At 36.2% G+C, this 25,004-nt stretch carries 17 protein-coding genes and 2 pseudogenes; all 19 read right to left on the reverse strand.

All coding sequences use genetic code 11. The features are described from left to right. Nucleotides 1-4 precede the first annotated feature (4 nt). The 19 genes and pseudogenes from HMPREF1495_RS02715 to HMPREF1495_RS13980 all read right to left on the reverse strand — a co-directional run bounded on the left by HMPREF1495_RS02715 (nt 5) and on the right by HMPREF1495_RS13980 (nt 25,002). Nucleotides 5-9,124: a helicase-related protein gene (locus HMPREF1495_RS02715; RefSeq protein WP_034211837.1), complete on the reverse strand. Its 9,120-nt coding sequence runs from the start codon at nt 9,122-9,124 to the stop codon at nt 5-7. A gap of 76 nt (nt 9,125-9,200) precedes the next feature. Continuing rightward, complete coding sequence (locus HMPREF1495_RS02720) at nt 9,201-10,049, reverse strand: hypothetical protein (protein ID WP_034211839.1); 849 nt, start codon at nt 10,047-10,049, stop codon at nt 9,201-9,203. A 205-nt stretch (nt 10,050-10,254) separates the two neighbouring features. Further along, the gene (locus tag HMPREF1495_RS02725; RefSeq protein ID WP_034211840.1) at nt 10,255-11,961 is read right to left on the reverse strand and encodes a DNA topoisomerase 3; all 1,707 of its coding nucleotides are present in this window, start codon (nt 11,959-11,961) and stop codon (nt 10,255-10,257) included. Between the two features lie 93 nt (nt 11,962-12,054). Then, nucleotides 12,055-12,903 carry a CD1107 family mobile element protein gene (locus HMPREF1495_RS02730; protein ID WP_034211842.1) on the reverse strand — a complete coding sequence of 283 codons (849 nt, stop codon included), beginning with the start codon at nt 12,901-12,903 and terminating at the stop codon, nt 12,055-12,057. Continuing rightward, nucleotides 12,881-13,117 carry a hypothetical protein gene (locus HMPREF1495_RS02735; protein ID WP_034211844.1) on the reverse strand — a complete coding sequence of 79 codons (237 nt, stop codon included), beginning with the start codon at nt 13,115-13,117 and terminating at the stop codon, nt 12,881-12,883. Before HMPREF1495_RS02735 ends, HMPREF1495_RS02730 begins: the two co-directional genes overlap by 23 nt. Before the next feature lie 17 nt (nt 13,118-13,134). Continuing rightward, the gene (locus HMPREF1495_RS02740; protein WP_034211846.1) at nt 13,135-15,306 is read right to left on the reverse strand and encodes a C40 family peptidase; all 2,172 of its coding nucleotides are present in this window, start codon (nt 15,304-15,306) and stop codon (nt 13,135-13,137) included. A 4-nt stretch (nt 15,307-15,310) separates the two neighbouring features. Further along, a complete protein-coding gene (locus tag HMPREF1495_RS02745) occupies nt 15,311-17,761 on the reverse strand; it encodes a VirB4-like conjugal transfer ATPase, CD1110 family (RefSeq protein WP_034211848.1) in 2,451 nt (816 codons plus the stop codon). Continuing rightward, complete coding sequence (locus HMPREF1495_RS02750; protein ID WP_009526168.1) at nt 17,673-18,062, reverse strand: PrgI family protein; 390 nt, start codon at nt 18,060-18,062, stop codon at nt 17,673-17,675. The genes HMPREF1495_RS02745 and HMPREF1495_RS02750 overlap by 89 nt, the downstream gene beginning before the upstream one ends. Nucleotides 18,063-18,065: 3 nt before the next feature. After that, entirely contained in the window at nt 18,066-18,338 is a 273-nt protein-coding gene (locus HMPREF1495_RS02755) for a hypothetical protein (RefSeq protein WP_021003069.1), read from the reverse strand. A 10-nt stretch (nt 18,339-18,348) separates the two neighbouring features. Beyond that, complete coding sequence (locus tag HMPREF1495_RS02760; protein WP_034211851.1) at nt 18,349-19,212, reverse strand: VirB6/TrbL-like conjugal transfer protein, CD1112 family; 864 nt, start codon at nt 19,210-19,212, stop codon at nt 18,349-18,351. Between the two features lie 10 nt (nt 19,213-19,222). Further along, on the reverse strand, nt 19,223-19,438 hold the full coding sequence (locus HMPREF1495_RS02765; RefSeq protein WP_006268811.1) for a Maff2 family mobile element protein: 216 nt from the start codon (nt 19,436-19,438) through the stop codon (nt 19,223-19,225). Between the two features lies 1 nt (nt 19,439). Next, a complete protein-coding gene (locus HMPREF1495_RS02770) occupies nt 19,440-19,751 on the reverse strand; it encodes a single-stranded DNA-binding protein (RefSeq protein ID WP_034211853.1) in 312 nt (103 codons plus the stop codon). Between the two features lie 225 nt (nt 19,752-19,976). Next, nucleotides 19,977-20,774: a hypothetical protein gene (locus HMPREF1495_RS13425; RefSeq protein ID WP_051402800.1), complete on the reverse strand. Its 798-nt coding sequence runs from the start codon at nt 20,772-20,774 to the stop codon at nt 19,977-19,979. An 86-nt stretch (nt 20,775-20,860) separates the two neighbouring features. Continuing rightward, a pseudogene (locus HMPREF1495_RS02780) lies at nt 20,861-22,447 on the reverse strand (VirD4-like conjugal transfer protein, CD1115 family); the annotation flags it as partial. Nucleotides 22,448-22,638: 191 nt separating this feature from the next. Further along, nucleotides 22,639-23,124 (reverse strand): PcfB family protein, encoded by a 486-nt coding sequence (locus HMPREF1495_RS02785; RefSeq protein ID WP_034211877.1) that lies wholly within the window; start codon nt 23,122-23,124, stop codon nt 22,639-22,641. Between the two features lie 24 nt (nt 23,125-23,148). After that, nucleotides 23,149-23,274: pseudogene (locus HMPREF1495_RS13975) on the reverse strand (DUF6017 domain-containing protein); the annotation flags it as partial. Between the two features lie 66 nt (nt 23,275-23,340). Next, nucleotides 23,341-23,622 (reverse strand): CD1845 family protein, encoded by a 282-nt coding sequence (locus HMPREF1495_RS02790; protein ID WP_034211856.1) that lies wholly within the window; start codon nt 23,620-23,622, stop codon nt 23,341-23,343. Beyond that, the gene (locus HMPREF1495_RS02795; protein ID WP_034211858.1) at nt 23,619-23,888 is read right to left on the reverse strand and encodes a hypothetical protein; all 270 of its coding nucleotides are present in this window, start codon (nt 23,886-23,888) and stop codon (nt 23,619-23,621) included. The genes HMPREF1495_RS02790 and HMPREF1495_RS02795 overlap by 4 nt, the downstream gene beginning before the upstream one ends. Continuing rightward, nucleotides 23,869-25,002, reverse strand: a complete 1,134-nt coding sequence (locus HMPREF1495_RS13980; protein WP_242832838.1) for a DUF6017 domain-containing protein — start codon at nt 25,000-25,002, stop codon at nt 23,869-23,871. Before HMPREF1495_RS13980 ends, HMPREF1495_RS02795 begins: the two co-directional genes overlap by 20 nt. Between the last annotated feature and the right edge of the window lie 2 nt (nt 25,003-25,004).

Consider the following 25,004-nt stretch of genomic DNA (forward strand, 5'->3'; position numbering starts at 1 on the left):
TCCCTTATCTTGCATATTCCTGTTCTTTTGTAGTTTGTTTCTCTTCCGTTTTGCTTTCACTTTGATAAGCTCTGATCTGTCCTAAAATAGACGGTTTGTCTTCTGTTCTTTGAGAAGTTTCCTCTTTTGTATGGAGATTATCTTCCACATCATAGGTTGATTCAAAGTAATCACTGTCCCTGAAATCATTGTCATATCGGTCAGGAATTCCGTCATTATCCATATCTTTGCCAAGCGGATCATAAAAGTTTCCTTCATCATCAATATCAAGTCCCGTTGCTGCTCTTAAATCTTCGGAATCCACATAGATCAAATCTTCAAAAGAGGATAGCTCAATCTCATTTTTCATGTTCTTTAGAGCTTCATTTTCTCCTTTGTTCTCATAATCAAAGCTCTCGGTTTTGATTGGTATATCATCAATGTACTGTGTCCATGTCTTATCCTCTAAGTTCAGTTCATACTGAATCCCATATCTTTCATCAGGAGTATTGGTATAGGCAATCCCGATATGCTTTAAATCAGGGTATAACTTATCAAACTCATCATAACTGTGGTTTTCTTCATACTCTCTGTTACAGAAGTCAATAATCGCTCGTTTTACATCTTCCAAAAGGGGATTGTCATTTCTCTTTTCTTCTACCTCTCCCATATCGAGCAGCTTATTCAGTTCGGCAAGCCTTAATACTTTAGTTTTCAGTTCATCTGCCTTTTCAAACGGCTTTTTAAGTTCTTCTTTGGCATTTTCAAGCTGTTCTTTGGTGCTTATGAGCTTTTCTTCAAGTCTATTTAATTTCTCAGGCATTTTCTCAATGGCATTATCCAATCTTATGATATTACCGTCTGCACTTGTGCCAAGCTCTCCTGAATGCTTTGCAGCACCGTTTAAGCTGAAGTTATGCTCATTGGTAAAGAAGTTGTAACTGACCTCTAAATCCATATTTCTATACTTGCCTATCATCTTACTTTCATTGATTTTTATAGTCTTGATAGCTTCAAGTAGCTTCTCACCTGCAACCTTTTTATCAAATATTTTCTCGCCTTTTATGGTTATGGAAGTAAATTTATTTTCGCCTTCTCCTTGCGGCTCTACATCAGCTATATCTTTCCTTACAGCTTCAATCAGCTTTTCCGTTCTTGTGATTTCTTCCAGATAATTTTTAGCAACCTTATCCTCTAATCTATAACGGTTGGACTTATAGTTTGCTTCCAGCATTTTAAGTTTTGTAACCTCATTGTCCAAATCCATCTTTTCTTTAATCTTCGGATCACCTGTTGCAAGAGCTTTAATCTCCGCATAATTTAGGCTGCTTTCGTCCACATCTTCCGCAACTCTAACAGGTGTTTTACTTGTCATAATCTGAGAAATGAATTTCTGCTTATTTTCTATGGTCTGCCAAAGGTACGCATCAAAGGTATTCTCCGTTACATAACGATAGATATTAACCTCTTTATTTTCATTTCCCTGTCTTACAATTCTTCCTGCTCTCTGCTCTAAATCCGCAGGACGCCAAGGCACATCCAAATCATGAAGTGCAATCAGCTTGTTCTGCACATTTGTACCGGCTCCCATTTTCTGAGTAGAGCCGAGTAATATTCTTACATCTCCCTTACGCACCTTTGCAAAGAGTTCATCTTTTTGTTTATCTGAATTAGCTTCATGGATAAAGGCGATTTCTTCTTTCGGTATTCCCATTGCAGCGAGTTTTTCTCTGATGTCATCGTAAATATTAAATTCTCCATCGCCTTTCGGTGTGGACATATCGGAAAATAGAAGCTGTGTGGATTTATTTTCTTTGGTCTTATCCCAAATACTAAAGACATTTTTCACACATACGTTGACTTTGCTGTCAGGATTATCAGGAAGTAGGGGATTGATCAGTCTTTGGTCAAGGGCAAGTTTCTTACCATCATTAGTAATATTTAACATATTATCCTCATCAGGTTCTACCACTCTATTTCTAACCTTATCCGCTCTTTCAGATAATCCCTTTAGGATTTCTTTTTGTTCCTCGCTCGGCAAGGTTTTAATTACTTCATAGTGTGCTTCAGGTGTTGGAAGATTTAGCATATCTGCGGTCTGAATGTCAGCGACTTCCTTAAACATGGACATCAATTCAGGTAGGTTATAAAACTTTGAAAATCTTGTTTTCACCCTGTATCCTGTTCCTTCAGGAGCAAGTTCAAAGGCGGACTGAGTTTCCCCGAAGGTACTTGCCCAAGCATCAAAATGCTCCAAGTGATTCTTCTTTAGGTTTTCATACTGAAGATAACGCTGCATGGTGTAAAGCTCCGTCATAGAATTACTTACTGGTGTTCCTGTGGCAAAGACTATCCCTTTCCCGTTTGTCATCTCGTCCATATATCTACATTTCATAAACATATCGGATGACTTAAAGGCTTCACTTTGCCCAATCCCTGCAACATTACGCATTTTTGTATGAAGATACAAATTCTTAAATCCATGTGCTTCGTCCACAAAAAGCTTATCTACACCCAGTTCCTCGAAAGTAATGACATCGTCTTTCTTAAAATCATCGTTTAGTTTCTCAAGCCTTGCTTCCAGTTTTTTCTTGGTCTTTTCAAGTTGCTTAACCGTAAAATTTTGGTTTCTGTCATGCTTATATTCCTCAATATAATTTATGATTTCATCAATCTGATCCTGAATATGTTTCTCCTGATACTCTTTGCTCATTGGGATTTTTTCAAACTGCGTATGCCCGATCACAACCGCATCATATTCGCCGGTAGCAATCTTTCCGATAAACCTCTTTCTGTTTCTTGGCTCAAAGTCTTTCTTATCAGCCACCATAATATTTGCACTTGGATATAGCTGCATAAACTCTCTGCCTATTTGACCTGTTAAGTGATTCGGCACAACAAATAAAGACTTACTGCACATTCCAAGCCTTTTTGATTCCATTGCGGAAGCTACCATTTCAAAAGTCTTGCCACTACCTACCACATGGGCAAGTAAGGTATTTCCACCATACAAACTTCTTGCAATGGCATTTCTTTGATGAGGTCTAAGCTCTATTTCCGTATTCATTCCCTCAAAAGAGAGGTTGCTTCCGTCATACTCTCGATTTCGTATTGAATTAAAACGCTCATTATACAGTTTTACAAGCCTGTTTCTTCTTTCCTGATCGCTAAATATCCAGTTCTTAAATTCTTCTTTTAGAAGCTCCTGCTTTTGTCCCGCAAGGAGAGTTTCCTTTTTATTTAGTACAGAACTTTTTGAGCCGTCCGGATTTTCAATCTGGTCAAAGACCTTTGTTTCTTTAAGGTTTAAGGCATCTTCAATCAGCTTATATCCGTTTACCCTTGATGTTCCGTAGGTCATTTCTGCAAGATCGTTACCCTTATCTCTGCTCTTTCCTTCAATATTCCATTCACTTGTAAGATTTGAAAATTTAACCTTAATATCCCATTTGGCATAACCCGGAGTTTTAAGTGTTTCAAAGATAAACTTTTCTATATCTTTTATCGGTATCCAAGTTGCACCAATACGAACGCTTATTTCACTTGCTTCAAGTTCTTTTGGTAAAACTTTTGTAAGCTCAGCTTTTTGATACTCCAAACGATTCATCTCATAACTTATCAGTTCTTTTTCTTTTCCATCTTCCGCATACCCAAGATGAGGTAATTCTCTTTCCGTCTGTCTTAACTTTGAAAGGTAACTGTCAACAATGGCAATCTTATCCCTGATATTTCCTGAAAGATATTCGTCTTTTGTAACATAGCCATATTTATAGGAATTGCTGCCGTTTGCACAGGCGAAAGGTAAATCTCCATCTTCCAAGTTAAAAGACAGCGGTCTGTAAAAGTTCTGTTCTTCCCTGATACTTAGATAAATCTCTCCTCTAAGCTCCTCAATCAAAGTAGGTCGCTCTTTTCCTGTCAGGCTTTCCATATAGTCAAAGTCCACATAACCCTTTTCGGACATAGATAACACAAGAGCTTCTAAAGAAGTATCTACATAGTCGATTGTTTTTGCCTTTGTGATAGTTCTTTTTGAAAAAATATCACCTTTTTCCTTAAAGTTTTCTTCTTCATCAAGGATTTCAATGGAGGAAACAAGAGGAAAGTTACTATCTTCTTTTAAGGCTCTGGTATTGGAAAGGTTATTTACAAAGCCATGTTTCTTTGAAAAACCATCATAGACTTCATTCAGCTTTTCCTGAGCTTTCCTTACCTCATCATCAGAAAAATCTTCTTTTTGCTTATAGATAACATCTTTAAGAGCAGTATTCAGCTCAAGGTAATCCTTAATCTTTTCCTTGTTTTTATCCGTTATTTCTTTCTTTACGAAAAGTGAGTTTTCTCTGTAATACACTTCATCCTCAATAATGGTATAGGAAAAGTTCTTGACATCATCTGTTGCAGGTATTGTGCTGATTTCATCATCAAGTAGCTCTATTTCTTCATACTTTACGTTCTTTGATATTTCTGTACCTGCTTTTGTAAGAAGTTCCTTTAGGTCTGTATTTTCTTTTGGCAAACAAGCAAGGGTATTTCCAAATCTTCCTGATACTTCACGCATTGTGCCGAGTACCTGTTCAGGATGATCTACAAAATATTTGTTATATACAAGTTCCTTTTCATCTTCAGATAGATGTATCCAGTCCTCATCCCTTTCTCTGATACTGTCCCTTTTCTTTAGGAATATAATATCTGAGGTTACTTCTGTTCCGGCTACGCCCTTAAAGGTATCGTTTGGAAGTCTGATGGCTCCTAAAAACTCCGCTCTTGCTGCAAGGTAGCGTCTGACGCTTTCATCCTTTTTATCCATTGTTCCTGAAGATGTAATAAAGGCGATAATACCGCCATTTCTAACTTTATCAATGGATTTCGCAAAGAAATAATCGTGGATAAGGAAATTATTTTTGTTATACTCCCTGTCATTTACCTTATATTCTCCAAAAGGTACATTCCCGATAACCACATCAAAGAAGTTATTGGAAAAGCTCGTTTCTTCAAATCCTTTAATCTGTATATCACTTTCAGGATATAAAAGTTTTCCAATTCGACCGCTTACGGAGTCAAGCTCCACACCATAAAACTTGGACTTTTTCATTTCATCAGGAAGATTGCCGATAAAGTTTCCGATGCCCATTGACGGCTCTAAGATATTACCACTCTTAAAGCCCATTCCTGACAGGGTAGAGTAGATACTGTCAATTACTGTTTTCGGTGTGTAAAAGCTCGTTAAGGTAGATTCTTTTGCAGAGTCATATTCATCCTGCGATAAGTTCTCCTTTAGAAAAGCTCTTGCTTCTTTCCACTGACCTTCCTTGCTCTCGTCAAAGACTTCGGATAGTCCGCCCCAACCGACATATTTTGCCAAGACTTCCTGAGCGGTGCTGTCAGGCTCTCGTTCTCCTCTTTCCACTCGGTTAAGCATGGAAATTGCTTCCAAGTTATTATTTAACCTTTCACTTGGCGTTAATTTTTCAGGGAGGATTTCTTCGGTAATCTTAAAGTTATGAGCTTCTATTTTAGCTTTTTCTGCCTTTTCATCAATGTCTTGAATCGTATCTTTAGCTTTCTTGTATGTCAGATTTTCAAATATTCGATCAAGATCTCTTTCTAAACGATAGGGAATGACATCTGAGCCTGTTATCATACCGCCGAGATATTCGATATTGTCCATAACCGTTACGGTCTTTAGGTTGTTTCCCATATTGTCAAAGCGGGTAATGGTACAGTCCTTATCCTTGTATTTCACTTCATCTCCAACTAAAAAGCTCGGTCTTTCAAGGCTTATCTTTCTTAATAGCTCCTCATTATTCATATACGGTACGATTGCAATTTGCCTATTTCCATCTCTTGCCGGATAAAGCCATACCTCCGGCTTTCCGTTTACTTTATTTTTTTCAATATCCCTTGCGATATATGCTTCATGGTCAAAATAGACTGTATCACCTTGTTTCACTGCAAATTGTTCTGTAAGACTTTCTTCTTTTTCATTCAGTTCTACTTCTTCTTTTTGCTGAATGTAGTCAAATAGGGTAGGTTGAACAGGACTTTTCTCAAGTGTTTCTTCCATTTCTTCAAAGTTTTCATAATTTTTATACTCGGCTGTATCTATTCTTAAATGTTCTTTTAGTTCATACGCTGTATAGCCGTAGCTGTCTATCAGTTCATCAACCTTTTTGCTATCTTCATAGCTTTCTCCATAAAACAGCTTGTACTTTACACCGCCAAGAGCCACGCTATTTTTCGCTTCGGATAAATTGATATGGGCTACATCAGACTTATCTGCCAAAATAAACTCTGTACCGACCTTAATGGCAATTTTTTCATCAGGGGAAGTCCCTTTGTTGTCTGTATCCTCTGTACTAACACCTGACAATTTGTTCCTATCGTTGATAATACTCTCTGCTTCTTCTAATGAAATTCCCATTTCATCGCTAAGATAAAAGATGTCCTGTTCCTTTTGCTTATCTTTTGAGGAAAGCTGTCCGTTAAATACTCGGTCTATTTCTTCCTCGCTCATCTGTTTTACAAGCTCTGTGTCTTTAATCTCTCGAAAAGTCTTTGGAAAATCTTCTAAAATGAGCCTCTGAGCGTTTAATTCCTTTAGCTCCTCAAGATTGAAATATCCCCATTCAGGTTCAATCCCTAAAACAAGACCAAAAGCATCACCGCTTTCTCTGTCGTACTCCGTCATATACCAAGTCCAGTTAGAACGGAAAGGAATGATATATGCAGCATGAACTTCCTTATCCGCTAACTCAACATCTTCCTGTGCATAAAGCTCCGGTACTCTTTCAAGCATTTCCTTTGTCATCAGATTTTCAGGTTCATCTTTAGAATAATATTGTGATTTTTGTGGCTCTTTTTCTTCTTCTCTTTCTTCCTTACTTTCTATTTTCTTTTCTTCATAAAGATTTTTAGAAAGCAGTTCATCAATATGCTTTGCTACGCTTGACCAAGTAAGAAACACGTCATTACAATCATTCTTTTCCAGTTTTATTCCTGTGGCATCGTGCCATTCTCCACTGCCTGTCAAACCTGATACCGCATGGCTTCTTCCTCCTGTTCCGTATTCATCTTTTAAGAAGTCGGCTTTTTCCTGTAAAGTGTGGTTTTCTTTGAAAAACTTTGTAATTCGCTCTTTTCCTCTATCGATTCCGCTTCCCCTTGAAAGAGTAGCAAGGACTTCATCTTCTGTAATAAATGCTTTTACTTTTGGAAGTTCGGTTAGATTGGTACTGTATTCTTTTCTTGGCAATTCAAGTTCTTGCAATCTTTTATAAAGGCTGTCCACCTTATGATAGTGAAACCTTAGTACATCTCTATCTTCTCTATATGCTTCTAAAAATCGTCCATACTCTTTGATGACATCCCCAAGGTGTTTAGGATTTTTCAGTGCCTCGGATAATCGTTTTGTTTCATCCGGAAAGCCACCTCCCTTTTCGAGAAATTCAAAATATCCTTGCTCTTTTCCTTCTTCGCTTAAATCATGTGTTAGATACCATAGGGATTCTAAAATTCTGTCCCTTTCATAATCCAAGGCTTCTGAAATCTCCACATTGGTAGCAAACTCTCCGTTTTCCAAAAGTTCAGCAATTCTGTTGGCAGCATCACTCCAGCTTAAAACTTGTGTGTCATCTTCTCTTGCCGATGTTCCGGAAGCAAAATGAATCCCCTTATCCGAATACCAAGCCGATATTTCATTTCCGTCAATGATATAGCCGTTTCCCCCTTGAAAAGTGTTTTTAAGGTATTCTCCTAATTCTTCATTGCTTTTTCCTTTGGAAAACTCGGCAATAACAGGAAGTCTGCCCCCATCGTGATTTCCTCCGTTAATAAGGACAGTGTCTATATCTTTCTGAGCAAGAGGGATGCTAAGCCTTATCTGTCCGTAAGAGTTTTCAGGCAAAGAAAAAGAAGCCTTGTCAGCTTCTCTTATCTCTACTTTAGTATTTTCTTTTAGATTTCCACTACTTCCTTGATGGTCATTTCCTTCAAGGCTGAAATCATCGCCCCATACTGTGGATCGCTCTCGCTCTTGATCTTCCAAGCTGCCATCAGTTTCGGTTTCTCTGTCCTCATAAATGCTATCGCCTGTTTTTGAATATCCATCAAGTGTTCTGTCAGCTTCTTCTCCTTGTATAAATCTACTAACATCTCGAAATGGCTCTGCTCCTCGCTCTGTGAAAGATAATCCAGCCTCATCACTGCGTAAGTCGGATTCGGATATTCTCCCATAAAGTCCGTCTGTTCCTCCAAGCTGTTTAGCGTATTCTCCCTGATTTTCTCTATTATCTCGTCCGTACTCTCCATTTCTGAAAACTCGCTCGGTTTCACTAATTCTTTCCTTATCATCTCGTCGAAGTACATGGTTTTCTCCTTCCTCAATTTCTTCTTTAATCTTATTATATCCTGCTTCTTTGTTTCTTAAAACTTCTTTTTGAATTTTAAGCTCTTTGCTCTTTTGAATGGTTGTATCTATGATATTTCCGCTAATATCCGATACGGTTTCACCAAGACTCATAAGGGATATGCTGTCCAGTCTTTTGAAATTTTCTCTTAACAGCTCCTTATCCATCGGATAATCCACCTTAAACCTTGAAGCTACCGCATAGCTGATGGAATCCCTTACAAATTTGACAAAAGATATTCTGTCCTCATCAGCTATTCTAAGCTCATTCATCAGGCTGTCTATCTTTTCATCGCCATAAATTCTGCTTAAGGAAAAGATATTTTCAAGATTACTTTCGCTTTCTTCATAGCCTTCACTTGCTATCATTTCCTTTAAGACCTCTTGATGAGCTTCTTTATCAAATCGCCAAAGATTGACCTCATTGACATTTCTGTTTCTTGAAACGGTCTGGCTTACATCAAAGATATAGTCAACCTTTTTATATGTTCCGTAGTCCTCTAAAATCGGAATCCCTTTCTGTCCTCGCATAACTGTTCGATGAAAGCGTTCACGCCAATAGTCGAACTTGGCACAAGCTGTTGCTTCAGGATTTTTATCATAGATACTTAATTGACTTCTAAAGTCATATCTTTGATTGTTCCCGACAACCTTTAGGAGCTTTAAATATTCCGCTTCGCTATGCAGAATATCTTGTTTTACAAGCTCCAAAATGTTATGAAAATCATTGATTCGCATTTTTACCTCCTTCTTTAGTCACGCAAAAAAGACGATGTTCCCCATCGCCTCATGCATTATATACCAAAATTTTGTATCATATTAAATCAAATAAGTTTTTTTCATTGTTTAAAACAATTAATTGAAATTCTGGACATGCTTCAAGAACTGTTTGATAAATTTTATCATTAGATATAAACTTATCGTCCTTATTCAAATAAAGCAAGTGAAGTAAATCACTCGCATTATTACTATTTTGCGTATTGCCATTGATGAAATAAACTTTCGCAAACACCACCGCTTGACCTACTATAAATAATTTAAAATTATATTTACAAAATAGACTCTCTGCCTCTTGGTAAATTTTCTCCACTTCGCTCAGTCCAATAAAAGCTTCTGCATGTGATATTCTATCTTTATCAACACGATTATTATAAAATTTATTCCAAAAGTGTTTGGCAAGTGCAGAAATTCCATCTTTTTTATATATACTCTTTATATATACCTTATCTTCATCTTCAAAAAGAGGGTTCAAATTTTTAGTTATAGTTAAAATATTATTATCCCAATTTTTTAACCATGTTAAAGCATGCATAGGTTTCATGTTTTTTGTGTTTTCATAACCCATTAACAAATGAATATCATTCAAACAAGAAAAGCTATCCACTTTTAATACAGCTTCGTATATATCCATAATCATCTTATCTGCGAATTTATTATATTCATTTATTCCCAACAAATCCATAAATAATTTATCAATCATGGGGCTCCTTATTTCTATTTTTTGTTCCTTAATACGCTTCAAACAAGCTTTTCGTATTTTAAAATCTTCTTCAGTAATTCCAGATAGCAGTTCGAAAATAGAAAAAATAGAAGTGTATACTGGTTCTTTACATGTATAATTTGTTAATTTCCTAAGTGCATTTGTTTCCAAATAAATAGACATATTTTATCTCCCAATCACAAAATTTAAGTTTATCATTGGTATATTATATCATTTTGGATAACATAATTCTATTATCACCTTAGTTATAAAAATTAAAATTAAATCCTATGTTATCTATCAAAATATCTCCTTTTACCACACTTGAAGCACTTATACAAATCATGTCCAAATAAAATAAGGGAACAAAATTTTTCTTATTCCCTTATTATTTGCTACACTTTACTATTACATTTTTTATTTCCGCCTCTATACCCTCTAAAAATTCTTTTTTGGAAGATTTGCCCTGTGCTATTTCAGACAATTCCATTTCCCACTGTGCCGTCATTTCTACTGATTTGAAGTTATCTGCAACAATCTCAATCAGGCTTTTTCCTTTCGGTGTTGCAATCAGATTCTTCTTATCTCGTTCAATAAATTCTTTGTAAATCAAATTTTCTATAATTCCCGCCCTTGTTGCCGGTGTTCCAAGTCCTTCTCTTTCCACTTCAACACCTTTTTCCAATGCATCATTACCTGCAAGCTCCATAGCCTTTAAGAGTGTATCCTCTGTAAAGTGTTTCGGAGGCTGAGTGTATTTTTCTTTAATCTCTTTATTTTCAATGGTAATAACATCTCCAATGCTTACATCAGGAAGCTCCAAGTCCTCATTCTTCTTGGACTTGTATTCTTTCAAATACTTTGTAAAGCCCTCCTCTTTAATTACCTTGCCGGTACTTGTAAATTCAAAACCGTCAAATTCAGCTACAATTTTAGTAGTATTTTGGGTGAGTGGATAGCCTACACTTGCGTGAAACTTATTAAAAATAAGTCGATATACTTTTGCTTCACTTTCAGGAAGTTTTGATATATCTTCACTGAGCGATGATACGGTCGGGATAATCGCATGATGATCCGTAACTTTTTTAGAGTTGAATACTATCTTAATAAGACCTGTATCAAAGTCATTTTTTCCTAAGATATTGTTAACTGTGCTTGTAATCATATCTTCGGTTAAACATCTGCTGTCCGTTCTTGGATAGGTAATCAGCTTTTTTTCATACAGGCTTTGTGCATAATCAAGGGTTTGTTTTGCACTGTATCCGAAATACTTGTTGCACTCTCTTTGAAGTGTTGTTAAGTCAAATGGCAAGTCAGGCTTAATAACTTTTTCTTTCTGAATCACATCCGTAATTTCTATTCTGTTTTCGAGTAAATTTTTAAGCTGTTCTGCCACTTCCAAGCTGTCAATTCGTTCTGTCGAAAGAGTAAAACCGTCAAGTTCAAGTTCTACCGTATAGTATTTTTCTTTCTTAAAGTTTGCTATCTCGTCATCTCTTTTAACAATCATGGAAAGGGTAGGTGTCTGAACTCTCCCAACACTGTAATTTTGCTTATACAGGCAAGAGTATAGCCTGCTGATATTCATTCCGACAAGCCAGTCTGCTATCATCCTTGCCTGTGCCGATTCAAAGAGATTGTCATAGTATTTTCCGTCTTTTATATTATCAAAGCCGTCTTTAATTGCAGAATCTTCCATTGATGAAATCCAAAGGCGTTTCATCTTCTTTTTGCATTTAGCTTCGTTATATACAAGTCTAAAGATAGCTTCTCCCTCCCGCCCTGCATCACAGGCATTGATAACAGTATCAACCTCCTTATCATTCATCAGCTTTTTCAGAATGGTAAACTGCTTTTTCGTTGCCTTTACCACATCATACTGATACTCACTTGGAATAATCGGCAAGTCATCAATATTCCACTTGGCATACTTTTCATCGTAAGCATCGGGATTTGCCATTTGAATTAAATGCCCGACACACCAGCTTACCTTGTATCCGTTACCCTCATAGTATCCGTCTTTTTTATTCTTTGCTCCAATCACTTTGGCTATGGATAGGGCAACACTCGGTTTTTCTGCTATCACTAACTTCATTTTTCGCTTTTCCTCCTTTTTCCATAAAGTAGGGCGAAAGATTTTCTCTCGCCCTGTGTTATGTTCTGAATATTATATGTTTTTCGTGAAGAATTATTCTTCTAATTCATCTTTACTGTCATCTGTTTCTGTTTCATTTTCCATTTCTTCGCTGCCTTCCGCTTCCGAGAAGAAATCATCTTCTTCCTCCTCAAAGGCTTCCAGTTCCTTATCTTCTTTCTTCTTTGCTACCTTAAAATAATAGCCTGCTCCTAATGCCCCGAAAGTTACAAGAGCAAGCAGGATATATGTTCCGGTGCTACTTTTTTCTTCCTTTTTTTCAGGCTTTACTTCTTCTTTCGGTTCGTCCTTTATGGGTTCTTCCTTAACTACTTCTTTCGGTTTTTCCTTGATTTCTACCATATTGAGTAGGTCATCTTCTGAAACTTCCGTAAGGAGCATTACATTTTCTCCCTGTTCATCATGATTAATGATGAGGTGAAAAGTCTTTCCGTTCTTGGTCTGAAAAGTAATAAACTGTCTGGCATCCGCAGAATATTTATCCGTTTCTTTGTTATCGCTACTATCTCCATGATGAATGGGATACTCCTGATTGGCATTATTTACATTCTCCGTAACACTTGCCCTTGATTTGGTAGGCTCGGTCGGAATCCCTTTATTGGTATTTTGTGTCCCTCCATTTGAAGCTGTTTGGTTTTGCTTTAAATTCTCCGGCTCTTTTGCAGTCAATTTATTGGGATAACGCACTTCTTTTTCTTCTTCCTTTTTAATAACTGTAATTTCCGGCTTTTTCGGTTCTTCTTTTACTGTTTCCTGTGCCGCTTCTTTTTCATCAACCTGTGCATAGGCTACCGATGGGTAAGCTACTATCATGACCATAACTGCAAGAAGCAAAGCTGTCATTAACCTTGCAAATACCTTATTTTTCATAACTGTTCTCATCTGTTTTCTCCTTTTTCATTTCCGTTTGTTCTCTTTTTACCTTTGCCATTAAATCTGTAATCGTGATATTGTTTTTTCTGCAAATGGCAATAATCTCCTCATTTTCAAGTTCTTCTTCACGAATCAACAAAGGCTCCAATTCTTCATCGATCAGAGCCTTCTTATCCCTTAACTTTTGAATTTTGTTTTTCACTGCTGTAAGTTCTTTTTTCACATTTTACCGTCCTTTCTTTATTTAACTCTGCCGAAGCCGTAGAAATGCTCCCTCCAGTAAGGTGTATTGATACTGACAAAGCGAATTGGATCACCGGCGTGTATCATCATTCCGTTCCCTGCGTAAATGCCTACGTGAGATATTGGACTTCCACTGTTATAGGTGTTTTTGAAAAAGATTATATCTCCCGCCTTTGCTTCCGATGGAGATACAGGATTGCAGTAAGTTTTGTAAATTCCCCAAGCGGTCGTTCGTGGCATATTTTTTACTCCCGAATGGGTAAAGCTCCAACACACAAAGGACGAACAGTCGAAGTTATTCGGCCCGTTCGCCCCAAATACATATCTCTTTCCGATATGCTTTTCCGCTTCGTTAAACAATGCCTTCACCGTTACATCATCAAAAGCAATTCCCGGATTTGAAAAGTCGGGATTCTCTACAATCTCCGATAAATTTCCGTTTCCGCTTCCAAAGACAGTTTCCATATTTCCTTTAGAGGCAAGCAGTGCTTCATAGTGAAGAACATTATCAGGATACTCTGCAAAGATTTCTCTTACAACACTGTCCATTTCTCTTTTCTTCAGCGTTACTACGAGCTTCTTATACTCATAGGCTTCTTCATGGCTTTCGGTATGCTCATTGCCATCTTCATCGGTATATGTTTCCGTAACTGTCCTGTATCTGATTTCAATTTCTTCCCGATAAGATAAATCATACATCTTTGTAAAAAGGTCATTGATAATGCTTTGAACTTCCTTTGAATCCTTAATTTCTCCACATCTTGAAGTGATATAGGATAAAAGTTCATGGGTGTTATGTCCGATTTCCCACTCTTTATTTACAATATACTCATCATAGCCGGGATAATTTCCCTCTACGGAATCTATCTCGTCCTGTAGTCCTTCCTCCAATCCCGAAAACTGCTGATTGATTTCATTTAGCACAGTTTGGTTGGAAAGATAGGTTGTGGTTAATACTCCGCTTGTAGAGTTCATCATTCCAGTCATAGATGTGCCTGCAAAGTTGGTAAAGAAAGTCAGTAAAATAATAAGACCTATGACAATCATCATAAGTCCCTTTGCTTTTCGTACAATCATTTCCTTTGAACTCTTTAAGGTGTTAATAACTCCTTCCTTAATCCTGTCCCTAAGCCTTGATTTATTCTGCTTTCTTATAGTATCTTTCATTTGCTTACGCTTTTGAAATCTCTTAAAGGTATCAGCTTTCTTGTACTCATCCGTTTTCTTTAATTCCTCTTTGGCTTCCCGAAACTCCAGCTTTGATTTACGCTTTCGTATCTTGTAATCTTTTTTGCTGAGATCATAGCTTTTCTTAGTCTTTTTCTTATTGGCATAATTTTTTATCCCATGAAGTAATTTTGAGTTTACATCTGCAATCTTTTCTCCTGTTTCCACACCCTGATTTTCATCACTGCCATGGGAAAGATAATCCCTTACCGTTTCACTTCCTTTTGCAAGTCCTGATAGAGCAGACACCTTTGCGACCTTATTTTTCAGTGCTTTTTTTTGCTCTTTGGAAAGCCTGTTCTTTTTTTCTTTGTCATAGACAGTTTCTTTACCGGTATTTTTGCTTTCAGCCTTGTCTTTAGCATTTTCTTCTTTTAAAGTGCTTTCCTTACTTCTTGTATAGAGCTTATCTGAATAGTTTTTCTTCTTATACTTTTCCTTTTGAGCCTTATGTTTTTTGGAGGAATTTCCTATCATATCTTCCTTTGTATGAAGATTATCTTCCACATCATAAGTAGACTCAAAATAATCGCTGTCCCTAAAGTCATTGTCATACCTGTCGATGATACCGTCATTATCAAGGTCTTTGCCTAAATGATCATAGACTTGTCCGTCTTTCACATCGGTATAGTAGCCTGATTTTATATCAGCATTTTCTTTGTCGCCACTTCCTTTACTGTCATTCATCTTAACAGATTTTCTATACCTTGCATTTTTCTTGGAACTTCCCTGAGTAAGCTCATTCTTAGAAATTCTCTTGCTTATCTTTTCATGTATCTTATCCTGAAATCTGTCTTTGTCATGAATAATCTTCCCTCTATAATCATCCCCATGCTTTAGCTTACTACTTTCGTCAATATCAAAACTATCTTTCCCTAAAAGTTTTGCTTCTTCCTTTATTTTTTGTCTTTCGGTAAAATCTTTTTTCAGTTTTTTATTCATAAGCCTACCTCACTTCTTCGGGTTTCGTTGTCATCTTCTTATATAAAATGGTGCCTTTTGGGAACTTGTCGATAAATGGAACTATGGTATTTCCAAAGAATAGCAGTCCCTCACCCTCATTGGAGTTGGTAACATATTTAAGCTGAGGTTTTGAGATTTTAAGCTTTCTTGCAAGTATTTCTCTATCGCCTGACGCTTGATTAAGCATTAGCACAAAGTCTGTATTATCAAAGATGTTTTCTATTTCCTTACTCATGAGTAGGTCTTTGACATTTTGCGTGATACCTGTCGGGATACCTCCCCATTTTCTGAAACGCTTCCATATCTCTACTGAGTAGGAGGCGGTCTGCTCATCTTTTAACAGTAGATGGAACTCGTCTATATAGTATCTTGTCGCCTTATTCCCTCTGTTTAAAGATACCTTATTCCACACCTGATCCTGTATCACAAGCATGCCTATTTTCTTTAACTGACTTCCAAGCTCTTTAATGTCAAAACAAAGCAGTTTCTTATTCAAATCCACATTTGACCGATGGTTAAATACATTAAGAGAGCCTGTTACATAAATCTCCATCTCTGTTGCAAGTTTCTTACCGACCTTTTCTTCCTGATTTTTAAGCATATCGTATAAATCCTGAAGTATCGGCATATTTTCTTTTATCGGATTGTCAAAATACTTCTCATAAATCTTAGGCAAACACCTGTCTATTACCGACTTTTCTTCCGCTGTAAGTCCGCTACCGCCAACTACAAGTTCAAGCATACTCATTATGAAGTTTGCCTTGTCTTTAAGCGGTGCGTCCCCATCTCCGTAGTTCATATTTATATCAAGGGGATTGAGGTAGTCCTTTGACTTACTGCTTACTTTAATGACTTCTCCGTCAAACTGTCTTACAAGGTTTCCGTACTCTCCTTCGGGATCGCAGATAATGACATCATCATCCGTTACAATAATAGCATTTGCCATTTCTCTTTTTGCTGAGAATGACTTACCGCTACCCGGTGTACCAAGTATCAAACCGTTCGGATTTTTGAGCCTTTTCCTGTCTGCCATAATCAGGTTATGACTGAGGGCATTTAATCCGTAATACAAACTGTTGCTTGAGTTGATGAAAAGTTCTTCCGTTGTAAAGGGCATAAAGACTGCCGTAGATGAGGAAGTAAGTCCTCTGTTAATCTCAAGCTTATTTACTCCAAGAGGAAGTACACTTACAAGTCCCTGTTCCTGTGTGTGGTCAAGCCTTTTTATCTTACAGTTATGCTTATTGGCAATGGAGCTTATCTGTGCAATAGAGTTTTCAAGTTTTTGTATTGTCCTTGCAAAATTCATAAAGACAATGGTTACAACAAACATTCTCTCATCTCTTGTCTGCAAGTCTTTTAACAGGCTTTTTACATCTTCCCCATAGGTGATTAAGTCTGACGGTAAGATGTCCATATCATAACCCGATCTTACCGCCTTTTTATTTTCTTCAATCCTCATCTTATCAATGTCCGTATTCTTCCTTTTTACCATCTTAATGGCTTCGCTCTGTTCTATCGCTCTGATGTGAAATGAGATATTGATGTTGTCATCAATGTCTAAAAACTCTGAAAGCATACGGTCTGAAAGCTCACTTGCAAGGATTTGGAAATGACTTGTCGCTCCAATGAATTTACCGAACTTAAAGTATCTGCTTGGTGTAAAGTTAAACTCATCAGGTGTAATATATGTCTTTGTACTTTCTTTTCTTTGCAAGTCCTTATATGAAAAGTAAAATGTCTTACTTGGATTTAATATATCATGAAGAATCTTTAACCTTTCTTCGCCGGTAAGGCTTTCCGCCCTTACTCCCATATTTTTAAGATTGGATAAGATGTCTATCTCCAGTCTTTCAAGTTTTGAGATTGCCTGTTCCATATTGTCTGCATCTACTGTAAATGTTACATACTTTGATTTTTTCAGTCCGTTATTTCCCTTTACTATCTGGCTTTTTAGCATTTCTCTAAACTCTAATCGTATCTCGTCAAAGCCGTCCTTTTTATCCGGTATTTGTATTGCCGATTGCATTTCTTCATTCCTTCCAAGCTGATTGATATATGAAAGCTCTATACTTACACTCGGATCAAAGGAGTTTAGAAAGTTTGCAAACTGATTAAAAATCAAGTCCCTATCTTCATCTAAGGCAAGCTGATAGTTAATGTCCTCAAAGACGATACTTTTATTAAAGTGCCTTTCATCTGTTTGGCATATACCGCTTTTTAACATTCTAAGATATGGGATAGTATCTTCTACCGTATATCGTTTTGACTCTTTCTTTAAGATTAAATCAAAGACTGATGTTTTCCTATTTCCATTATTTGTCTTGTCTTTTTTCATCTTTACTTTATCTTGCTTTAGTTCCTGTTTCCCCCTTTTTAGTGCCTTTTTGTTTCTTTCTAACTTTATCTGCTGAATTTTTCTTTTGCTGTTCAAGGTAAACCTCCTTTCTCACACGCTTCATAGGCTGATAAAACTTGTGTAAATATATATGCTTAAAATACTTTTCAAAGGGCAGTCCGTCTTTTTCAAAAAGAGTTGCGAAAAATATAGGAAGTGTTGATACGATAAGAAGTATGACCGCTATATCATTTGGTACAAATTTCCTTGTAAAGATATATACGGGGATTCCTATCAGTCCTGCAACGCTGAATCCTATGAGCTGTCTTTTGGTAAGATTAAAAGCAACTTTTGTTTTAACTTTATTTAAATCTTTTGGAATGGGTACATACGCCATAAGCTACCTCCCATCTTCCTTTATTCTCAAAAGTTCCTCTATATGTCCATATACGCTTGAAACTTCGTCCCTTACTTCTTCGATTTCTCTTTCCATCTCATTATTTTTCTCACTTTGAAACATCAAAATGGAATTGCTGTCTCTTTTGACAGTATCAATCTTTTTCTCCAGTCTGCTTAGTTTTCTCCTGTTTAGTGCAGTAAAAGCTACTGCAAATCCTGCAAGGAAAACTTCCACAGATAAAAAGAGTCTTTCTTTATTTTCTGTTGTTTTCATCTTATCCTCCTTAATGCGAGTTCATCACGCTTTTTGCAAGCGTTCCGCTCTTTAACATCATCAGTCCCAGTAATACGGCATATCCGAGTACCATAAATATGCTCGTGTGTATGTCCGTAAAGTTTATCGTTTTAACCAATACTGCATAAATTCCAAGACAAACCATTAGAATCAATCCCTGAAGCCCTAAAGCAAACAGTCCTTTGATATAGTTTGTTCCTATCTGCCCCCATTCTTTGTTTCCCATCGTCGCAAAAGGAATGGCTGAAACAGATGAGTACACATAGATTTCAAACATTCTTCCATAAACTACAAGCATAATCACGATGGATATTGCCTGTATTGCAACTTTTACAAGTGAGATTTCAAACAGAATCATTAAAAGCTCACCCAGTTCTTTATCCTTTATGGAGTCCACCATCTGAACAATCTGATCTCCGGAAACGGTGGCAGAGGTATTGATTACCCCTGCCGCTTTGTTTACCATACTTTGTGCAACATCAAAAACCGCCATTGAAAACTCAAAGGCATGGGAAACCAACCATACAGCTATCCACATCTTGATGATGTATTTGAAAAACTCAAAGGTGTCCGTATCGTGCATATTGTTCTTTTGCATAACCATATTGATAAGCTCGATACAAAGGACTGCCGTTATGATTAGTCCCGCTATGGGAATAATAACGGAGTCATTGATACTTTTGATAAAGTTAAATACTTCTCCGTTCCACCCCATAGGTGTCTTTCCTACATCTGTCGCAACGCTGTTTACCTGATTGTTTATGTCAAGAAACATTGACTCTAAGTTTGCCTTGATACCTCCGAGCAGAAGTTCTCTGAAAAATTCTTCTATCTTATCGAAAATACCAAACATAGATTTCTCCTTACTTCAAAAGATTTGCAAGCAACGGAATAAGCTTTAAGCCGATAAGGACAATGCCGCCTCCAGCCATAAGCTGCTTTATACCCTGTGATTTTGCTCCGGGATTGTCATTACCGTACCCTTCCATCAGGTTGATAACTCCCCATGCACCAAGTCCTGCACCTACCGCCATAACTAATATTTTTAATACATCTACCGCCTGTGTAAAAAATTCCATTTTATTCTTCCTCCCTATTTTCTTTCTTCTCAATTTTGTTGTATGACTTTACTACAAAGTTTTTGTAAGTCTTACCGTCTTTTTCACGCTCTTTGAAATATCCAAAGATATGAATGAGATCGCCTTTTTCAAAGTCTTTTGCTGTTTCTGTCTTCTCGCCATAGGCTGCACAGTTGATATATTCTTTGCCTTTTCCGTATTTTTTTACAAGAGTAAAGTTTGCAACTTCTACTGTTTCCTCATCTTTTTCAAAACTTGAAAAAGTAGGCTCTGCAACCAAGTTGGCATTGATGTTAATCATTTCCTGCTTCATTTGTCTTTATCTCCTTTTTCTTTTCAATAAAAAAACGACTGAAAGTTTTATTTTCCAATCGCTGATAATTTTGATATTTAATTTTCCTCGATTTATATATGTCGGACTTCTTATCCTTATCATATCTTCTCCTTTTTAAGCATAAAAAAGACGATAGCGATTTACTTTCTACCGTCTTAATGTGTTTATAAATAAATATTTTGTATTAAACTAACTGAAACATCATTATTTTTGTTTTTTTATTCTACTTTCTATAATTTTAATTTGTTTTTCAGATATCTTTTCTTGTGCCTTAAAATATTCATTATAATGATTGTTTTCTAATAAAAAAGAGAGACTTTTAGGCAATTCGCTTTTATGTGGCTTTATTATTTTTCCTAACTTATATTGCTTCATACCATTAGTTTCTCCCCATACAGTTGTAATAAAAATAAAATATGGAACTTGAACAAAAGTAAATGCAAATTTAAATGCATCTTCCTTATCAAATGTCTTAAAATCTATTCCTATATTATCCCATATTCGCATTTTAATATTTTCAAAAAATTTTATTTTTTTTGTAGGAATAATAAATTGTTGTATTTTACGAATTTCGTCCATATTTTCAGTATCAAGTATCACTCTCCATTTTTCAATAATTTTGTAAACTTCATTTTTTTCATTGACTGTTAATGTAGTTTTATCATTTTCCAATGTATAAAGCATAACACGCCAAGCAATAGAAAGTAAAAAATATGACACATTATCATCCCTTGAATTAAAACAAATTTCACCCTCTTTTTTAACTGTTTCTAAATATATATTATTTGAAAAATATGTTTCATACTTACTAAATAATTCTTCGCATCTTCCACATAACAAAGATGTTTTCAGTCCATCCTGAACACCTTTATTAGGATTAATATTCTGCCTCATTATTCCTGTCAAAGATTTCTTTTTTATAGTATTATAAAACATTTTTGATACTATATGACTTTCCTTTAGTGGCATTTTTTCACAATTACAAAGTCTGCAATTTTCCATTTATTTTATCTCCTAAAAAGTTAAATTTATCTAAGTTTAATAATTATATCAGAGATACCCAGTCATATACAATCCTAATTATAGTTTTATAATTTCATAATAACTGTATCCTTATTTAGTTTAGCCTTGCCCCTTCTTTTCATATAGCTTTCTATATCAAACAGGTTCTTTTTATCGTAATCCTCCAAGAGTTTGTAATTCTTATGCTTTGTAATATCAATTTTATCTGAAAGAAAAGGTCTTACCCCTCTTAGCTGAAAAATACACTTACCTCCATCCATAACAGTTATCTCATCTTGGCTCATCAGTTCTTTTCCGGTCTTTTGGTAATTTAGTCCGAAAGATTTTTGATTTGACCTTGTTTCTGATGTGTTATACAGGTCTATGGTTTCCTTGCCAAGTGTTTCAGATAGCTCTTTAAGTGTTGTTTTCTCTTTGCCACCTAAGAATAGGGTACTATCACAGTTGCCCACGATTGTATCGGCGTTATCCTTGTAGATTGCCTTTAGCTGAGATTGTGCTTGAAGAATTATACTTGCAGATATTTCTCTACTTCTGATGGTTGCAATCAGCTTTTCAAACTTTGGAATTAATCCAATATTAGCAAACTCATCCAAAAGACACCTTACATGGATAGGTAATCTTCCACCATAAACATCATCCGCCTTATCACAAAGTAGGTTAAATAACTGTGAGTACATAATGGACACTACAAAGTTAAAAGTATCATCGGTATCGGAGATGATGACAAATAGGGCTGTCCTTCTATCACCTAATGTATCAAGCTCCAGCTCGTCCTCTTTCATCAAGTCCCGTAGTTCCTGAATATCAAATGGAGCAAGTCTTGCACCACAAGATATAAGGATAGATTTCGCAGTTTTTCCCGCAGCAAGTTTGTACTTTTTATATTGTTTCACCGCAAAGTGTGTAGGTTCTTTCTTTTCCAATGCTTCAAAGAGTCTGTCAATCGGATTCATATAGGTTTCATCATCTTCTCTGACTTCTGAAGCGTCTATCATATCAAGGAGAGTAGCGAAGTTTTTTTCTTCCTTTGGAGCTTCATAGAAGATATATCCGATAAGGGCTGTATAGTAGAGTTTTTCGGCTTTCACCCAAAAATCCTCACCTGCTTTTTCTCCCTCACCTTTGGTATTTGCGATGATTGTCTGAACCAATTTTAAAATATCTTTCTCAGAACGAATATAGGCAAAGGGATTGTATTTCATAGACTTTTTGAAGTTAATGGTATTTAAGATTTTTATCTCATACCCATTATCTTCAAGCATTTTGCCACACTCAAGGACTATTGTTCCTTTCGGATCGGTTACACAATAACTACTGTGCATTTGCATTAGGTTCGGTTTCACATAAAATCGAGTTTTTCCACTTCCAGATCCACCGATTACAAGTACATTTTTATTTCTTGCATACTTTGGATTTGCCGGTCTGCCATTCATGGTTAATCGTTCTGTTTGTGTTAGCAAGATGTTGTTTTGAAACTTCTCATCTACATACGGCTCGATGTCTTTTTTATTTCCCCATCTTGCCGAGCCATACTCTTTTCCTTGTCTGAACTTTTTCGCATTTTTCCCTTTGGTATAGACGATGAATTTAATTAAAGCTGCTATTCCCATCCCCATTAAAATATCCGTAGGATGAATACTTGGGAGAAAACTCATCGTATTAAGCTCAAGTATTCCTTGAAATATCCTGTCAATCACATCTCCACCGGTATAGCTTCTCACATGATGAGAGAAAATATTTCCTAAACAGAAAAATACAAGATAGGGAATATTGTGTTTAACAAACTTTACCTTATCATGCACCTTGAATAAGCCTTTTATGTCTTTTAGTATCTTTTCTATCATAGGCTTTGCTCCTTTTGCTTATTTTTAATCTTTTCTTTGGAAACAGTATTTTTTGCCATCTCCTTAAACTTCTCAATATTTTTATGAATGGACTCTTTCCTCTCAGCCTTTCTTTCTGATGTTGCAAGGGCATTTTTAAAGGATTTCTCCATAATTTTCATATCTTTTGCCTGAAAAAATACGGAGTATTTTCCTGTTTCCTTGTCTTTCATCACTGAAAACTTAACACCGTATTTGTTAAGCTCTTTTTTCAGTTCTTTCAGCTCTGCTTCTTCTACCGGTATTTCCTCAAGCTGTCCTTTTTTCGCCATATCTTTGAGCTTGACTTCATTTCCGTTTACTTTGACAAGTTTTTCAAGTCCTCCCAGTTTCTCTGCTTCTTTTATCAGTTTTTTCAACAAATTCAAAAGAAGTTTTCCTGTTACTTTGACAGCCTTAACTTCAAGGCTTAGTGTCTTTCTTGCAATTTCTTCGTTAATCACATTCAATATCCTCCTCATATCATAACTTACAATGGCAGAGTAATGTGCATCTATCCCACTTGGTACATTATATGCTGCTGTTAGGACAAATGCTCTGATATTCCTAATCTTGTATTCATTTTTCTTAATAACATCTGACAGATACTCCAAATGCTCTTATGATATTTTTCACCAAAAAAGACGATAGTTTTTATCTATCGCCTTTTGTAACTATTTTTACAAAATTTTTATAGCTTCATTGATTCCCTGTATAAAAGCTATGATTGCAGCTCCTATCATCGGTATTCCGTAAGGACTCAGCAAAAACCCTAAAACCAATGCTTCTATAGCGATTGCAGTTTTACCTTGAATAAATGAGCCTACTGCTGCAAATACACACATCAGCATTAACAAATACAGTATTGCTGTCCCTATGCTAAGTAAGAATGTCAGAAAGGCAGTTAAAATACTTAACATTATGCTGATTGGAAACACTATTATTTTTAATATCCATCTCATTTATTCTCCACCACCTTTACTGATGAAATAACCGGCATAATGGTTTGAAATACTTTTTTACATATCATAAAAGCCTCCTTTTCTGACACTATAAGAGCCACCCTGTCCTGACTGCACCACATTCTGACAAAATGTCCAGAAGTTATATATTTCTTCTTTTGGACTTTTTGTCCAAAAGTTTCCTGATACAATGCAGATAAGCTCTCTATTACGATACTGATTATTTTTAAAATCAACATAATAACTTTAAACAATGCCCTTTTCATGCCATCCCCCTCCATACATATCGTGCTGTACCTCTTGCTGATAGTAATGATTAATTGTGTTAGGCGCATTGTAAAGTGCTGTTACCATATATGCCTTAATATTGGTAATCTTGGTTGTGGTATTCTTCATACAATAAATAACATAATTCAAATGGGAACTGTTTAACTTTAGGTATTTTGCTTTTACGAGTTCATACGGATACTCGTCCCCACCAATTCTTACTGTTTTATGCTTAACACAAACTACTTCACAGATGATCCCAAAAAGTTCATCATACAGTTCCCTGTCCTGATTCTCACTATATTGCATATAGTGATCGTATTCTATCTTCTCTTTAATGATATCTATGTATGTGTTGACATCAATCACATCAACCGTTTTCTCCATTTCATCATCAGATTGATTGATAGGATGGAATTCTTCGTCAGAAATATCTGTAGAAGTATATGAATATGTATATCCATTTTGGGATATACCTGTATCCCACTTTGTAGGGATGGTATGATCCTTTTCGTCATAACCTGCCTCCAAATTTGTAGATACCTGTTTCCCTTTTTGGATACCCCTCCCTCCCAAAATTTCCATAGGGCTATCTGATTTTACAGGAAGGCTCCCTCCCATTTTGTTATCAGATACATCTGCATATGAATTGTTCGTCCCCTTCATAGCAGGTATTTTATCTGGGAATGTCAGCTGGTAAAGTATATCCGGTTTTAGTTCCACATACATCACATTATTGCATACAAGCCCGTCTCCATAACTAATTGTCCGAAATTCTCTCTTAATTACCTGTAATTTTTCCAGTTTGTCCATTGCGGTCTTTACTGTTTTCTTAGATTCTCCAAACAAATCCGCATAATACTGATAGCTCTGTCTTAAAATATCCTCCGAAAATTTCTTTTTCCAACCAAGAATCTGTCCTGTTCCCTGATCCCGCACCTCTGAGGGACGATACCAGTAAACAATATCTGCCAAAATTACAATCGCAAGAAGATATGGTTTACCATTCTCCTTTGTAATTGTACTGTACCATATAGCCGGAACAATGTTTCCAGAGATATTTATAGAACCCATTGCATCAACAATTATATTACCGCTGGTTAAATATCCCATAA

Source organism: Lachnoanaerobaculum sp. MSX33 (assembly GCF_000512995.1).
In the GTDB taxonomy this organism is placed as follows: domain Bacteria; phylum Bacillota; class Clostridia; order Lachnospirales; family Lachnospiraceae; genus Lachnoanaerobaculum.

What these genes read in the sequence shown, in the direction of transcription:
- HMPREF1495_RS02740 (WP_034211846.1), bottom strand. Translation starts at nt 15,306, where the DNA reads ATGAATAAAAAACTGAAAAAAGATTTTACCGAAAGACAAAAAATAAAG.
- HMPREF1495_RS02715 (WP_034211837.1), bottom strand. Translation starts at nt 9,124, where the DNA reads ATGCGAATCAATGATTTTCATAACATTTTGGAGCTTGTAAAACAAGAT.
- HMPREF1495_RS13980 (WP_242832838.1), bottom strand. Translation starts at nt 25,002, where the DNA reads ATGGGATATTTAACCAGCGGTAATATAATTGTTGATGCAATGGGTTCT.
- HMPREF1495_RS02795 (WP_034211858.1), bottom strand. Translation starts at nt 23,888, where the DNA reads ATGAAAAGGGCATTGTTTAAAGTTATTATGTTGATTTTAAAAATAATC.
- HMPREF1495_RS02750 (WP_009526168.1), bottom strand. Translation starts at nt 18,062, where the DNA reads ATGGCGTATGTACCCATTCCAAAAGATTTAAATAAAGTTAAAACAAAA.
- HMPREF1495_RS02755 (WP_021003069.1), bottom strand. Translation starts at nt 18,338, where the DNA reads ATGAAAACAACAGAAAATAAAGAAAGACTCTTTTTATCTGTGGAAGTT.
- HMPREF1495_RS02760 (WP_034211851.1), bottom strand. Translation starts at nt 19,212, where the DNA reads ATGTTTGGTATTTTCGATAAGATAGAAGAATTTTTCAGAGAACTTCTG.
- HMPREF1495_RS13425 (WP_051402800.1), bottom strand. Translation starts at nt 20,774, where the DNA reads ATGGAAAATTGCAGACTTTGTAATTGTGAAAAAATGCCACTAAAGGAA.
- HMPREF1495_RS02790 (WP_034211856.1), bottom strand. Translation starts at nt 23,622, where the DNA reads ATGAGATGGATATTAAAAATAATAGTGTTTCCAATCAGCATAATGTTA.
- HMPREF1495_RS02770 (WP_034211853.1), bottom strand. Translation starts at nt 19,751, where the DNA reads ATGAAGCAGGAAATGATTAACATCAATGCCAACTTGGTTGCAGAGCCT.
- HMPREF1495_RS02725 (WP_034211840.1), bottom strand. Translation starts at nt 11,961, where the DNA reads ATGAAGTTAGTGATAGCAGAAAAACCGAGTGTTGCCCTATCCATAGCC.
- HMPREF1495_RS02720 (WP_034211839.1), bottom strand. Translation starts at nt 10,049, where the DNA reads ATGTCTATTTATTTGGAAACAAATGCACTTAGGAAATTAACAAATTAT.
- HMPREF1495_RS02730 (WP_034211842.1), bottom strand. Translation starts at nt 12,903, where the DNA reads ATGAGAACAGTTATGAAAAATAAGGTATTTGCAAGGTTAATGACAGCT.
- HMPREF1495_RS02765 (WP_006268811.1), bottom strand. Translation starts at nt 19,438, where the DNA reads ATGGAATTTTTTACACAGGCGGTAGATGTATTAAAAATATTAGTTATG.